General features: G+C 66.9%; 13 protein-coding genes. 5 read left to right on the forward strand and 8 right to left on the reverse strand.

Translation table 11 applies throughout. From position 1 onward, the window contains the following. The first annotated feature begins 43 nt into the window (after window positions 1-43). Together atpD and ABS761_RS04805 are read left to right on the forward strand one after the other, a co-directional pair. Window positions 44-1,465 carry a F0F1 ATP synthase subunit beta gene (gene atpD / locus ABS761_RS04800; RefSeq protein ID WP_350406957.1) on the forward strand — a complete coding sequence of 474 codons (1,422 nt, stop codon included), beginning with the start codon at window positions 44-46 and terminating at the stop codon, window positions 1,463-1,465. A gap of 9 nt (window positions 1,466-1,474) precedes the next feature. Further along, a complete protein-coding gene (locus ABS761_RS04805) occupies window positions 1,475-1,900 on the forward strand; it encodes a F0F1 ATP synthase subunit epsilon (protein WP_350406958.1) in 426 nt (141 codons plus the stop codon). A 166-nt stretch (window positions 1,901-2,066) separates the two neighbouring features. Here the strand turns inward: ABS761_RS04805 and ABS761_RS04810 are convergent, their stop codons facing one another. The 5 genes from ABS761_RS04810 to ABS761_RS04830 form a co-directional block, all read right to left on the reverse strand. After that, window positions 2,067-2,675, reverse strand: a complete 609-nt coding sequence (locus tag ABS761_RS04810; protein WP_350406959.1) for a glutathione S-transferase — start codon at window positions 2,673-2,675, stop codon at window positions 2,067-2,069. A 100-nt stretch (window positions 2,676-2,775) separates the two neighbouring features. After that, window positions 2,776-3,258 (reverse strand): HIT family protein, encoded by a 483-nt coding sequence (locus tag ABS761_RS04815; RefSeq protein ID WP_350406960.1) that lies wholly within the window; start codon window positions 3,256-3,258, stop codon window positions 2,776-2,778. Continuing rightward, complete coding sequence (gene trpC / locus ABS761_RS04820; protein ID WP_350406961.1) at window positions 3,255-4,049, reverse strand: indole-3-glycerol phosphate synthase TrpC; 795 nt, start codon at window positions 4,047-4,049, stop codon at window positions 3,255-3,257. Before trpC ends, ABS761_RS04815 begins: the two co-directional genes overlap by 4 nt. After that, entirely contained in the window at window positions 4,046-5,080 is a 1,035-nt protein-coding gene (gene trpD, locus ABS761_RS04825) for an anthranilate phosphoribosyltransferase (protein WP_350406962.1), read from the reverse strand. The genes trpC and trpD overlap by 4 nt, the downstream gene beginning before the upstream one ends. 32 nt (window positions 5,081-5,112) lie before the next feature. Then, entirely contained in the window at window positions 5,113-5,679 is a 567-nt protein-coding gene (locus ABS761_RS04830) for an anthranilate synthase component II (RefSeq protein ID WP_350406963.1), read from the reverse strand. Between the two features lie 473 nt (window positions 5,680-6,152). Here ABS761_RS04830 and lldD point away from each other — a divergent pair, with 473 nt between their 5' ends. Further along, the gene (gene lldD, locus ABS761_RS04835; RefSeq protein WP_350406964.1) at window positions 6,153-7,295 is read left to right on the forward strand and encodes an FMN-dependent L-lactate dehydrogenase LldD; all 1,143 of its coding nucleotides are present in this window, start codon (window positions 6,153-6,155) and stop codon (window positions 7,293-7,295) included. Between the two features lie 55 nt (window positions 7,296-7,350). Here lldD and trpE read toward each other — a convergent pair whose 3' ends face one another. From trpE to rpe, 3 genes are all read right to left on the reverse strand, one after another. Continuing rightward, the gene (gene trpE / locus ABS761_RS04840) at window positions 7,351-8,871 is read right to left on the reverse strand and encodes an anthranilate synthase component I (RefSeq protein ID WP_350406965.1); all 1,521 of its coding nucleotides are present in this window, start codon (window positions 8,869-8,871) and stop codon (window positions 7,351-7,353) included. Window positions 8,872-9,061: 190 nt separating this feature from the next. Then, complete coding sequence (locus tag ABS761_RS04845; protein WP_350406966.1) at window positions 9,062-9,748, reverse strand: phosphoglycolate phosphatase; 687 nt, start codon at window positions 9,746-9,748, stop codon at window positions 9,062-9,064. Window positions 9,749-9,899: 151 nt separating this feature from the next. Continuing rightward, entirely contained in the window at window positions 9,900-10,607 is a 708-nt protein-coding gene (rpe, locus tag ABS761_RS04850) for a ribulose-phosphate 3-epimerase (RefSeq protein ID WP_350406967.1), read from the reverse strand. A 77-nt stretch (window positions 10,608-10,684) separates the two neighbouring features. Between rpe and mltA the strand changes: the two genes are divergently transcribed. Further along, window positions 10,685-11,968: a murein transglycosylase A gene (gene mltA, locus ABS761_RS04855; protein ID WP_350406968.1), complete on the forward strand. Its 1,284-nt coding sequence runs from the start codon at window positions 10,685-10,687 to the stop codon at window positions 11,966-11,968. 78 nt (window positions 11,969-12,046) lie between these two features. Beyond that, window positions 12,047-13,231, forward strand: a complete 1,185-nt coding sequence (locus ABS761_RS04860) for an FAD-dependent monooxygenase (RefSeq protein ID WP_350406970.1) — start codon at window positions 12,047-12,049, stop codon at window positions 13,229-13,231. Window positions 13,232-13,262 lie beyond the last annotated feature (31 nt).

A 13,262-nucleotide genomic window follows, 5' to 3' on the forward strand; every position in this document is an offset into this window, starting at 1 on the left:
TCAGGCACCCGGGCAACCCAAGGATATTTAGCAAGGACTAGACATGAGCAACGGTACCATCGTTCAGTGCATCGGCGCAGTGGTGGATATTCAGTTCCCCCGCGACAACATTCCCAAGGTGTACGACGCACTCACCCTGACCGACGAGTCTTCCGACTATGCGGAAAAAGGCCTGACGTTCGAGGTCCAGCAGCAGCTTGGCGACGGTGTCGTGCGCACCATCGCCATGGGCTCGAGCGACGGCCTGCGCCGCGGGATGGAGGTCTCCTCGACCGGCGCCCCGATCTCGGTGCCCGTCGGCACCGGCACCCTGGGCCGCATCATGGACGTGCTGGGCCGCCCCATCGACGAGCGTGGCCCGATCGCCTCGGACGAAAAGCGCGCCATCCACCAGGACGCCCCCAAGTTCGACGAGCTCTCGCCCTCGGTCGAGCTGCTCGAAACCGGCATCAAGGTGATCGACCTCGTGTGTCCGTTCGCCAAGGGCGGCAAGGTTGGCCTGTTCGGCGGTGCCGGCGTGGGCAAGACCGTCAACATGCTGGAACTGATCAACAACATCGCCAAGGCGCACAGCGGCCTGTCCGTGTTCGCCGGCGTGGGCGAGCGCACCCGCGAAGGCAACGACTTCTACCACGAAATGTCGGATGCCGGCGTCATCAAGCTCGACAACCTGCCCGAGTCCAAGGTGTCCATGGTGTTCGGCCAGATGAACGAACCCCCCGGCAACCGCCTGCGCGTGGCGCTCTCCGGCCTGACGATGGCTGAGAAATTCCGCGACGAGGGCCGCGATGTGCTGTTTTTCGTCGACAACATCTATCGCTACACTCTGGCCGGCACCGAGGTGTCCGCGCTGCTGGGCCGCATGCCGTCCGCAGTGGGCTACCAGCCGACGCTGGCCGAGGAAATGGGCAAGCTCCAAGAGCGCATCACTTCGACCAAGACTGGTTCCATCACCTCGATCCAGGCCGTGTACGTGCCTGCGGACGACTTGACCGACCCGTCTCCCGCCACGACCTTCCTGCACCTGGACTCGACCGTGGTGTTGTCGCGGGACATCGCCGCGCTGGGGATCTATCCGGCCGTGGACCCGCTGGATTCGACCAGCCGCCAGCTCGACCCGCAGGTTGTCGGCGAGGAGCACTACAGCATCGCTCGCGCCGTCCAGCAGACCTTGCAGCGTTACAAGGAACTGCGCGACATTATCGCGATTCTGGGCATGGACGAATTGTCGCCCGAGGACAAGCAGGCCGTGGCCCGCGCGCGCAAGATCCAGCGCTTCCTGTCCCAGCCCTTCCACGTGGCCGAGGTCTTCACCGGCTCGCCGGGCAAGTACGTGCCGCTGTCCGAGACGCTGCGCGGCTTCAAGATGATCGTCGAAGGCGAGTGCGACGCGCTCCCCGAGCAGGCGTTCTACATGGTTGGCTCGATCGACGAGGCATTCGAGAAAGCCAAGACCCTCCAATAAGGATTGCAAATGGCTACTCTCCACGTTGATGTGGTCAGTGCGGAGGAATCGATCTTCTCCGGCGAGGCGACGTTCGTCGCCCTGCCGGGTGAGTCGGGTGACCTGGGCATCCTGCCGGGCCATACTCCCCTGATCTCGCGCATCCGTCCGGGCACGCTGAAGATCAAGCTGGCTGGTGGCGGCGAGGAAAACATTTTTGTCGCCGGCGGCATCCTCGAGGTGCAGCCAGGCTCGGTGACCGTTCTGTCCGACACCGCCATCCGCGCGGCTGATCTGGACGAGGCCAAGGCCGTCGCGGCGCGCCAGCGCGCCGAGGAGGCACTGCGCAACACCAAGGACAAGGCCGACATCGCCGTCGTCGAGGCCGAGCTCGCCATGCTGGCGGCCCAAGCCGCGGCCGCCCGCAAGCTCAGCCATAAGCGGTCTTCCCACTGATCGGGCTGTCCGTCCAGTGAAACGATCATGGCGCCCTTGGGCGCCATGATCGTTTTTGAGGGTGCGCCGATCATCGGCGCACCCTAGCCCAGCGGGAGGGCGGTTTACGGTAACCGTATGCGATGCCGGTCGTTGACAATGTGGATTGTCGAGAGCGGCGGCGGGCTTATGCCTGGAACTGGGTTTTCCGCATTGATGGCCTTTGTTCAAACGCGTTGAACCAGGACCCAAGCCGTGGATTCACGGTGTGCCAGTCCAGCTCTGGAAACCGCAGATCCAGGTAGGCCAGCGCACACGCCAGACCGATCGTGCCAAGATCCACTCGCTGCGCTAAAGAGTCCGCCTGGTGCTCGAACTGTGCAAGGGTGCTGTGGATCTTGGCAAGTTGGCCCTCACTCCAGGCCTCCCATCGAAATTCCGCGGGCCGCAGCACCGCCTCGTAGCGGGCGGATAAGGCCGCATCCAGGATCCCCTCGGCCAGGGCCTGCCGTGCAAGGACTTGCCAGCGTGCCGCACCCTGCTTCGGTAGCAAACCGCCTGAGCCGAGGTCGTCCAGGTATTCGCAGATCACCCGGCTGTCGTACAGCGCCGAAGCATCGTCAAGCAAAAGAGTGGGTAGCTTGCACAACGGGTTGTGGCGCAGCAGCTCTTGGCTCGGCGTGGTGGGGGCCGTTGATACCTGAATGATTTGCAAGCGATCGGCCAAGCCAACCTCATGTGCGACGATCAGGCATTTGCGGGTATAGGGCGATGTGGGCGAATAGTACAGTTTCATACGGTGGGACCTGGCATTTGCGGATGATTTGTCGTCAATTATTTTAGGCCAGCCAGTGTAGCACTCGATGATGTAGCGGTGCGCGCCGGCGGGGGCAGCGCTATGCGGACCCGGCCTTCAGGCTGGCGATCAGCGCTTGGTGGAATGCGGGCAGGCGGGCTTGTATTCCGGCCCGACGAACCTCCCAGGCCGCCAACTGGGCCGGATCGGTCAACGGCGTGGACCACGGTGTCCCGGGAAAGTAAGGATCCGCCCGCCAGCGCGGAATGATGTGCCAGTGCAAGTGCGGGACCTGGTTACCCAGGCTGGCGAGATTGATCTTGTCGGGGTGCAGGCACCCGCGCAGCGCGTCCTCGACCAGCCAGACGGCGCACATCAGGCGCGACCGCGAGGCGGCGTCCAGATCGGTCATCTCGGCGATGTGCGCGCGCCAGACGATCCGGATGAAGCCCGGCAGCGGCGTGTCGTCCACCCGGATCACGGACAGGACGTCGTCCCGCCACAGCGCGCCGGGTGGCTCGGCCACGCATAGGGCGCAGGCGGCCTGCGGCGCCTGCGCGGGCGGGTGGGTGGCATCGCTCATTCGGCGAAGAACAGCTCGCGCAGCGCGACGCCCGGATCCTCGGCGCGCATGAACGCCTCGCCCACCAGGAAGGCCTGGACGCCGCGCTCGCGCATCAGGGCGGCGTCGGCCGGCGCGAGAATGCCGCTTTCGGTGATGACTCGCCTGCCCTCGGGGATGTCGGCCAGCATGGCCAGGGTCGTGTCCAGCGAGGTCTCGAAGCTGCGCAGATTGCGATTGTTGATCCCCAGCAGCGGCGTGCGCAGGGTGAGGGCGAGCTCGAGCTCGGCGCGGTCGTGGATCTCGACCAGCACGTCCATGCCGAGCTCGATGGCCACCGCCTCGAGCTCGCGCAGCTGGGTGGCTTCGAGGGCCGCCACAATGAGCAGGACGCAATCGGCCCCCAGGGCCCGCGCGTGGATGATCTGATAGGGATCAATCAGGAAATCCTTGCGCAGCACGGGCAGGGTGCAGGCCGCGCGCGCCTGGCGCAGGTAATCGTAGCCGCCCTGAAAGTACTGCACGTCCGTGAGGACGGACAGGCATGCCGCGCCGTGCGCGGCATAGGTGGCTGCGATATCGGCAGGCCGGAAGTCTTCGCGGATGACCCCCTTGGAAGGGGAGGCCTTTTTGATCTCGGCGATGACGGCCGGCTTGCCTTGCGCGATCTTGTCCTCGATGGCGCGCGCAAAGCCGCGCAGATCCTTGCGGCTCTTGGCTTCGCGCATCAGCTCGGATTCACTGCGCATCTGCCGTGCGGTGGCGACTTCGGTCTTTTTGGTTTCGAGGATGCGGGCGAGGATATCGGTCATGATGCGAATCGTTCGGTATAGCGGCGGAATTGTTCGAGCTTGTCGCGGGCGGCGCCGCTGGCGATCAGCTCGAAGGCCTGCCGGATGCCCTCCGGGATCGAGGGTGCGCGGTTGCCGGCGTACAGGGCCAGGCCGGCGTTCAGGCCCACGATATCACGGGCCGCGCCGGGGGTGTTGTCCAGGGCCTCGCGCACGATGCGTGCGGATTCCTCGCGATTATCGACTTTCAGGCTGCGGTTCGAAACCATGGACATGCCGAAGTCCTCGGGGTGGATTTCGTACTCGCGCACCTCGCCGTCCTTGAGTTCGCCGACCAGCGTGGCCGCCCCCAGCGAGGCCTCGTCCATGCCGTCCTTGCCGTGGACGATCAGCACGTGGCGCGACCCCAGGCGTTGCAGCACCCGCACCTGGATGCCGACGAGATCGGCGTGGAATACGCCCATGAGCTGGTTGCCGGCGCCCGCGGGATTGGTCAGCGGACCGAGGATGTTGAAAATCGTGCGTACGCCGAGCTCTTTGCGCACGGGCGCGACGTTTTTCATCGCGCCGTGGTGGGCCGGCGCGAACATGAAGCCGATGCCGGTCGCCTCGATGGAGTCGGCCACCTGCTCGGGGGTTGCCGTGATGCGCACCCCCAGCGCCTCGAGGACATCGGCGCTGCCCGACGAGGATGAGGCGCTGCGCCCGCCGTGCTTGGCGATCCGGGCGCCGCCGGCGGCCGCCACGAACATGGACGCGGTCGAGATATTGAAGGTGCGCGAGCCGTCCCCGCCGGTGCCGCACATGTCCAGCAGGTCCTCGGGATTCGGGGCCTGCACGGTCAGCGCGAATTCGCGCATGACCTGCGCGGCGGCCGTGATTTCGCCCACGGTTTCCTTCTTGACGCGCAGGCCCATGAGCAGGGCGCTGGCGATCTGCGGCGAGAGCTCGCCGCGCATCAGCATGCGCATGAGGTCCAGCATTTCGTCATGGAAGATTTCCCGGTGTTCGATGCAGCGCACCAGGGCTTCGGTCGGGGTGATGACAGGCATGAGGTGGTCCTTGTTTTTGTTGGGGAGGGGGCTCAGAGCTCCATGAAATTGCGCAGCATGGCGTGGCCGTGTTCGCTGAGGATGGACTCGGGGTGGAACTGCACGCCATACACGGGCTGGGTCTTGTGGGCCACACCCATGATCTCGCCGTCGGCGGTCTCGGCGGTGATCGTCAGGCAGTCGGGCAGCGTCGCGCGCTCGATCGCCAGGGAATGATAGCGCGTGACCGTGCAGGGCGAGGGCAGTCCGGCAAAGACGTCCGTCCCCCTGTGCGTCACGGGGGACACCTTGCCGTGCATGATCTCGCGGGCCCGTACGATCGTGCCCCCGAAGGCAACGCCGATCGCCTGGTGGCCCAGGCAGACACCCAGGATCGGTTTGCGGCCCGCGAAGCGGCGGATCAGATCGACCGAGATGCCGGCTTCTTGGGGCGTGCAAGGGCCGGGCGAGACGCAGATGCGATCGGGATCCATGGCCTCGATCTCGTCGAGGGTGATCTGGTCGTTGCGCGCGGTTTCGACCTGCGCGCCCAACTCGCCGAAGTACTGCACCAGGTTGTAGGTGAAGGAGTCGTAGTTGTCGAGCATCAGCAGCTTCATGATCGGGTCGTCCTGGTCAGTGTCGGGAAACAGGCACGCATGCCGAGGCGGGCTGCGCAAGCCCGAGGGTAGGGGGGGAGAGTGATACGGTCATGGTCTTCCTTGGGTCAGGAGCCGCCGCACCGGAGACAGATTCGTAGGGACCTTTGCCTGCCAGAACGGCGGCAAGGTTGCGATGAATCACGCACGGAGATGCCGCCTCCTAGAGGAGGCGCCACCAAGTCGATGCGTGTATGGTCGCGTGAGAAATCATGCCGGTATTTTACTGTGCGGGCCTCGTTCTGTCGAGGAGGGGGAACGATGCGTCCCGATCGTCGGACTCGATGTTACTGGTATTATCGCTATTGGGCAGCGGTGCCGAGGGTGCCCGGGAGGTGCTCTGGCGGCATCTCGAATTCATACACTACAGCGCTTGACGAGAACGAGGTGCGTCGCCGCCGATTCTTTCGTTTGTCACGCTTACCGAACCGACCATGATCATCTCCGCTTCGACTGATTATCGCGCCGCCGCCCAGCGCCGCCTGCCGCCATTCCTGTTTCATTACATCGATGGCGGCGCGTATGCCGAGCATACCTTGCGGCGCAATGTCGACGACCTTGCCGGCATTGCCCTGCGCCAGCGGGTGCTGCGCGACATGTCCCGGCTCGACCTGGGCACGCGCCTGTTCGGCGAGTCGCTGTCCCTGCCCGTGGCGCTGGGCCCGATCGGCCTGGCGGGCATGTGCGCCCGCCGAGGCGAAGTCCAGGCGGCGCGGGCGGCCGATCGCAAAGGCATTCCCTTTACCCTGTCCACGGTATCGGTGTGCCCGATCGAGGAGGTCGTGCCGGCAATCGGCCGGCCGATGTGGTTCCAGCTCTATGTGCTAAAGGATCGCGGCTTCATGAAGAGCGTGCTTGAGCGCGCGCGGGCGGCCGGGGTGACGACCCTCGTGTTCACGGTCGACATGCCGGTGCCGGGCGCGCGCTACCGTGATGCGCACTCGGGCATGAGCGGGCCGCATGCGGCCCTGCGCCGCTATCTGCAGGCGATCGCGCACCCGCGCTGGTCCTGGGATGTTGGCGTGTTCGGACGCCCCCACGATTTGGGCAATGTGTCCACGTACCGGGGCAAGGCGACAGGGCTCGAGGACTACATCGGCTGGCTGGGCGCGAATTTCGATCCGTCGATATCCTGGAAGGACCTGGAGTGGATCCGGGAGTTCTGGACCGGGCCGATGGTGATCAAGGGCATCCTCGATCCCGAGGATGCCCGCGATGCGGTGCAATTCGGCGCCGACGGCATCGTGGTGTCGAACCATGGTGGCCGCCAGCTCGATGGCGTGTTGTCCACGGCGCGCGCGCTGCCCGCGATCGCCGAGGCCGTGAAGGGGCGCTTGGGCATCCTCGCCGATTCGGGCGTACGCAATGGGCTGGATGTGGTGCGCATGCTCGCGCTGGGGGCCGACGCGGTGTTGCTGGGGCGGGCCTACGCCTATGCGCTGGCCGCCGCCGGCGAGGCTGGCGTGGCGAACCTGCTCGACCTGATCGAAAAGGAGATGCGCGTCGCCATGACGCTGACCGGCGCGCGCACGATCGCGGACATCACGCCCGAATTGCTGGCGCGCGCCGACGCCTAGCGGCCTGTCCTGGCGCCGCCGTTAAGGGCCTGAATGAGCTGAACAGGACACCAGGTCAGATTGGCTCGTCCAGGCCGAATTGCACCTGCTCGGCCGCGCGCAGCAAGGCGCGGGCCTTGGCCTCGGTTTCCTGCCATTCCTTTTCGGGATCGGAGTCCGCGACGATGCCCGCCGCCGCCTGGACGTAGAGCATGCCGTCCTGGATCACGCCGGTGCGGATCGCAATCGCCAGGTCCATCTCGCCGCCGTAGCTGAGGTAGCCCGCCGCACCGCCGTAGATGCCCCGGCGCACGGGCTCGAGCTCGTCGATCAATTCCATCGCGCGCACCTTGGGGGCGCCGGTCAGGGTGCCGGCAGGGAAGGTCGCGCGCAGCACGTCCATATTGCTCATGCCGTCGTTGAGCTCGCCGCACACGTTCGAGACCAGATGCATGACGTGCGAGTAGCGCTCGATCGTCATGGTGTCGGTAACCTCGACGCTGCCGACCTTGGAGACGCGCCCGATGTCGTTGCGCGCCAGATCGATCAGCATGACATGCTCGGCGCGTTCCTTGGGGTCGGCAAGCAGTTCCTGCTCGAGGCGCAGATCCTCCTCGGCGGTGGCGCCGCGCTTGCGGGTGCCGGCCAGGGGGCGGATCGTGACCAGTTCGCGTGCGCGGCCATGCTCGACGTCTTTTTCCTGGCGCACGAGGATCTCGGGCGAGGCGCCCACGACGTGGAACTTGTCGAAGTTCCAGTAGTACATGTAGGGCGAGGGGTTGAGCGAGCGCAGGGCGCGGTATAGGGACAGCGGCGCGTCGCGGAAGGGTTTGGCGATGACTTGCCCGACCTGCACCTGCATCAGGTCGCCCGCGGCGATGTAATCCTTGGCCTTGCGCACCGCGGCCAGGTAGTCGTCTTTTTTGAAGTCGCGCTGCGCCGTGGTCTGCATGCTGGCGTAGGCGTAGGGGATGACCACGGGCGTGCGCAGCTTTTCCCGCAGGGTCTTGAGGCGGCGCTTGGCGAGCGCATAGGCCTCGGCCTGCCGGGGATCGGCATAGACGATCAGGTAGGTGCGCCCAGCCAGGTTGTCGACGATGGCCAGTTCATCGACCTGCATCAGCATGATGTCGGGTGCGAGGCCCTCCTGGCCGGCCGGGCCGGGCTTGACGCAGGGGCCCAGGCGCGGCTCGATGTGGCGCACGGCCTCGTAGCCGAAATAGCCCGCCAGACCGCCGGCAAAGCGCGGCATGCCGGGACGCAGGGCGACACGGAAGCGCGCCTGAAACGATTCAATGAACGCCAGCGGATCGCCCTCGTGGGTCTCGACCACCTTGCCTTGCGTGACGATTTCGGTGGTGGTGCCGGTCGCGCGCAGCACGGTCTTGGCCGGCAGGCCGATGAAGGAATAGCGGCCGAAGCGCTCGCCGCCCACCACGGATTCCAGCAGGCAGCTATTGCGTCCGCCCTCGGGGCCCGCGTGCGCGAGCTTGAGGTAGATGGCCAGAGGAGTGTCCAGGTCCGCGTAGGTTTCCGCGATCAGCGGTATCCGGTTGTAGCCCTGCGCGGCGAGCGCGTTGAATTCGATTTCTGTCATGGGGGTCTCTGTGAGGTTTGGGTACAGGCCGGGACAGGAATAAAAAAAGCCCGGCCGATGTTCGGATCCGGGCTGTCTTGGATGGGCGGCGCGATGTTGCAGGCGCGCGCCGGGTGATCGCATTACCCGGAATACGGACGCCACCAGCGCCAGGTGGCGCCGGTGGTGATTGGGTAATAGCGGATCGTGTTCATGCGTTTTCTGCAAGCGGTGTTGCGTTGGCAGCCCATTGGGCGGCCGAAACGAGGGAGTCCACTATAGCATCCACCGGCAGGGCCTGCACGGGGCGGCCTTCGTTGTAGCCGTAGGGCAGGGCCAGGATGCGAATGCCGGCGGCGTTGGCGGCCTCGGCATCGGTGATCGAATCCCCGATGAACAAAGTCTCGCCGGGCTTGACGCCGAGGAGCTCGCAGGCATGCCACAAGGGCATGGGGTCGGGCTTGCGGCGTTCGCAGGTATCGCCGCAGACCACGACCTCGAAAAATTCCGCGATGCCGTGTTGTTGCAGCAGGGGGCCGGTGAATTCGGTGAGCTTGTTGGTGACCACGGCGAGCTTGGCGCCGCTGTCGCGGAAGTCCCGCAGGCCCTGCAACGCGTCGGGGTAGAGCTGGGTGCGCCGGCCGCTGAAGGCGCGGTAGTGGTCGCGGTAGCGCGCCATGCCCCGCATGACGGTCTGGACGTCCGCGGGCTGGCCTTCGTGGGACAGCGCGCGCATCACCAAGTGTTCGAAGCCCTGGCCCACGTAGGTGGCGAGGATGCCCTCGTCAATGGGCGGCAAGCCCATGTCCTGGCGCATCGCATTGGCAGAATCGGCCAGGTCGGGAATGGTGTTCAGGATGGTGCCGTCCAGATCGAACAGAATTGCGGTGAATTGCATGATGAGGGTCGGAGCCGAAGAATTCCCGGCGGGCGGGCCGGGCCATGCCGCAGCATGGGGGTTGAGTCTGCAAACGCCATCGTAGCATTTGTTGCGCCATGCTGCGGCGGCACGCGCCGCCGGGACCCGCCAACGGCGCCGCAGCGGCGGATTATTGGGCCCGCCTGATGGCATCGCCCTGGGCGATGCCAGCCCTCAGGGCTTGAATCACCTGGGCGTAGTCCGGCTGTCCGAAGATCGCCGAGCCCGCCACGAAGGCGTCGGCGCCGGCCGCCCGGATGGCGGCGATGTTGTCGACCTTGACGCCCCCGTCCACCTCGAGCGCGATCGGCTGGCCGCCGTCCTCGCGCCACCGGTCGATGCGCTGGCGCGCCTCGGAGAGCTTGGCCAGGGTCCGGGGAATGAACGCCTGGCCCCCGAATCCCGGGTTCACCGACATCAACAGCACCAGGTCGAGCTTGTCCATCACGTGGTCCATCCAGGCCAGCGGCGTGGCGGGGTTGAAGACCAGGCCGGCCTTGCAGCCCTGCTCGCGGATCAGGGACAGGGTGCGGTCGACGTGACGCGAGGCCTCGGGGTGGAAGCTGATGATGTCGGCACCCGCCTTGGCAAAGGCCGGAACCAGGTCGTCGACGGGCTCGACCATCAGGTGCACGTCCAGCGGCACCGTGGTGTGGGGGCGCAGGGCGGCGCAGACCATGGGGCCCACGGTCAGGTTGGGCACGTAGTGATTGTCCATCACGTCCAGGTGGATCCAGTCGGCGCCTGCGGCGACGACCGCACGGACCTCCTCGCCCAGGCGGGCGAAGTCCGCCGAGAGCAGGCTGGGCGAGAGGCGGGCGGGGGGCAGTTCGGTCATGGTTAAATGGCGTCCTGATATGTCATGATGGGGGCTTGTGTCGTGTTTCGCGGTCATTTTAGAGCAGTCGTTCCCCGATGAAGAAAATCCTGCCCGCCCTTGGCGTCCTGGCCGTGCTGGCCGCGTGCTCCTCAGTTCCCCTCGAGGAGCCGGCGGCTCCCGGGCCCGTCGCGCCCGCCGAGGACATTGCGCTGCGGCCCCTGGTGGTCCCGCCGCTGTCGGCCTTGCCGGACACCGCCGCGCGGTCCTTGCGGGGACGGTTCGCGGCGGCCGACTGGTCGGGCCTGCCGGGTTGGAGCGAGGATGATCTGCGGCACGTCTGGAAGGGCTTCATCAACAATTGCAAGGGCTTGATGCGGCCGGTCGCAGGATCGCTGTCCCAGCCCGCCCGCGCCACGCCGCGCGTCTGGCAGCCAGTGTGTGGCGCGGCATCCCGCGCGGGCCTTGCGCCGGAATCGGGCGGCGAGGCTGTGCGTGCCTTCCTGCGGGCGCACCTGCGGCCCTGGCGCCTGCTGGACGGGGCGGGGCACGCGGCCAGCGGCACGGTCACCGGCTATTACGAGCCTCTGATCCGGGCGTCGCGCCAGCCAGGGGGCGCCTATCGGTGGCCACTGTATGCGCCGCCCGATGATCTGCTGACCATCGATCTGGGGGCCGTCTATCCCGAACTCGCCGGCAAGCGGATCCGCGGCAAGCTGGCCGGGCGCCGCGTGGTGCCTTACGATACGCGCGCGCAAATCGCCGCCGACCCCTCGCGCCAGCCGCCGGCGATCGTCTGGGCCGATGACCCGGTCGAAGCCTTTTTCCTGCAGATCCAGGGATCCGGGCGCGCCGCCCTGCCCGATGGCACGGTGATCCGTCTGGCCTATGCCGACCACAATGGCCGGCCCTATGCCTCGATCGGGCAGTGGCTTGCGCGCCAGGGCGAGATGCCGCTGGCGCAGACATCCATGCAGAACATCAAGCGCTGGGCGCGCGAGCACCCGGACCGCATCCAGCAGATGCTCAACGTGAATCCGGCCATGGTGTTCTTCAAGGAAGAGCCGGTCGTCGATGCCGAACTGGGTCCCAAGGGGGCCTACGGCATCCCCCTGCTGGCCGGGCGGGCGATCGCGGTCGATGCCGATTTCGTGCCGCTGGGCGCACCGGTCTATCTGGCCACCGAGTTGCCGGGCGGCGCGGGGCCCTTGCGTCGCCTGGTATTTGCGCAGGACACGGGGGCGGCGATTCGCGGTGCGGCCCGTGCGGACTTCTACTGGGGCTTTGGCGACGAAGCCGGCCAGCAGGCCGGCCGCATGAAGCAATCCGGCCAGATGTGGGTTCTATGGCCGGCGCAGGCCGGCGCGCCGAGCGCGCGCTGACCGGAGGCGGGGCCGGGCCTGTGACCACGCGTATCCGGCCCGCAGCCGCGCGGCCGGCCGGGTTAATATAGGCCGATCATGAAAAAGGAATCCATCATCGTCTGCGGAACCGGGATCGCGGGGCTCGCCTGCGCCCTGGGGCTTGCGCGTGACGGGCACTCGGTCAGCCTGCTCGGCCCGCGCCACGAGCCGACCCGTCAGGATCCCGACACCTATCATCCCCGGGTCTACGCCTTGTCGCCCGCCAGCCAGGCGCTGCTCGAGCGCCTGGGGGCTTGGCGCTTGATGGATGCGCGGCGGATCACGCCGGTCGAAGCCATGGAGGTCTATGGCGATGGCGACGGCGCCCTGGATTTGTCGGCGTGGCAGGATGCCCGCGACACGCTGGCCTGGATTGCCGAGTCCGGCGAGATCGAGCATGCCTTGCAGCAAGTCGTGCACGCCATGGGCGTGCCCTGGTTCGAGGATGCATTCGAGGGCCTGGAGGCACTGCCCGCCGGGGTTCGCCTGCGCACGCGCGCCGGCCGGGTCATGCAGGCCGATCTCCTGGTGGGCGCCGATGGCGCCCGTTCGCCGGTGCGCGCGGCCGCCGGCATCCACCACCGCTATACGCCGTACGGCGATATGGGGGTGGTGGCCCACCTCGATGCCGAAATCCCGCATCAGGGCAAGGCGTTGCAATGGTTCACCGGCGACAGCGTGCTGGCCCTGCTGCCCATGCCCGATACGTCCGACGGCGCCCAGGTGTCCATGGTCTGGTCGCTGCCCGAGGGCCGCGCACGCGAATTCCTGGCGCTGGATCCCCAGGCTGGTCAGTCCTTTCTTGCCGGCCAGGTGCTGGCCATCACCGGGGCACGTCTGGGCCGGGTGCGTCTGCGCGGCCGGCCTTTGGGGTTCTCGCTGAGCCTCGAGCGCACGGGGATGGTGGCGCCCGGCGTCGCCCTGGTGGGCGATGCCGCCCATCGTGTGCATCCCTTGGCCGGGCAGGGCTTGAACCTCGGCCTGGGCGATGTGCGGGCCCTGATCGAGGTGCTGCGCGCGCGCGAGGCCTTCCGCTCGGTGGGCGAGGCGCGGGTGCTTGCCCGTTACCGGCGCGCGCGCGCCGAGCCGGTCCTGGCGATGGGCCTGGTGACCGATGGCCTGCACCGCCTGTTCGGCACCGAGTGCGCCCCGGTCGTCTGGGTGCGCAACGAGGGTATGCGCCTGGTCGATCGCGTCCCTTTCATCAAGCGCCAGTTGATCCGTGCGGCCGCTGGCCGCTGATCCGCCGACATTCCACCGCTTTTCGTTCGAG

This window comes from Castellaniella sp. GW247-6E4, assembly GCF_040276065.1.
Classification (GTDB): Bacteria; Pseudomonadota; Gammaproteobacteria; order Burkholderiales; family Burkholderiaceae_B; genus Castellaniella.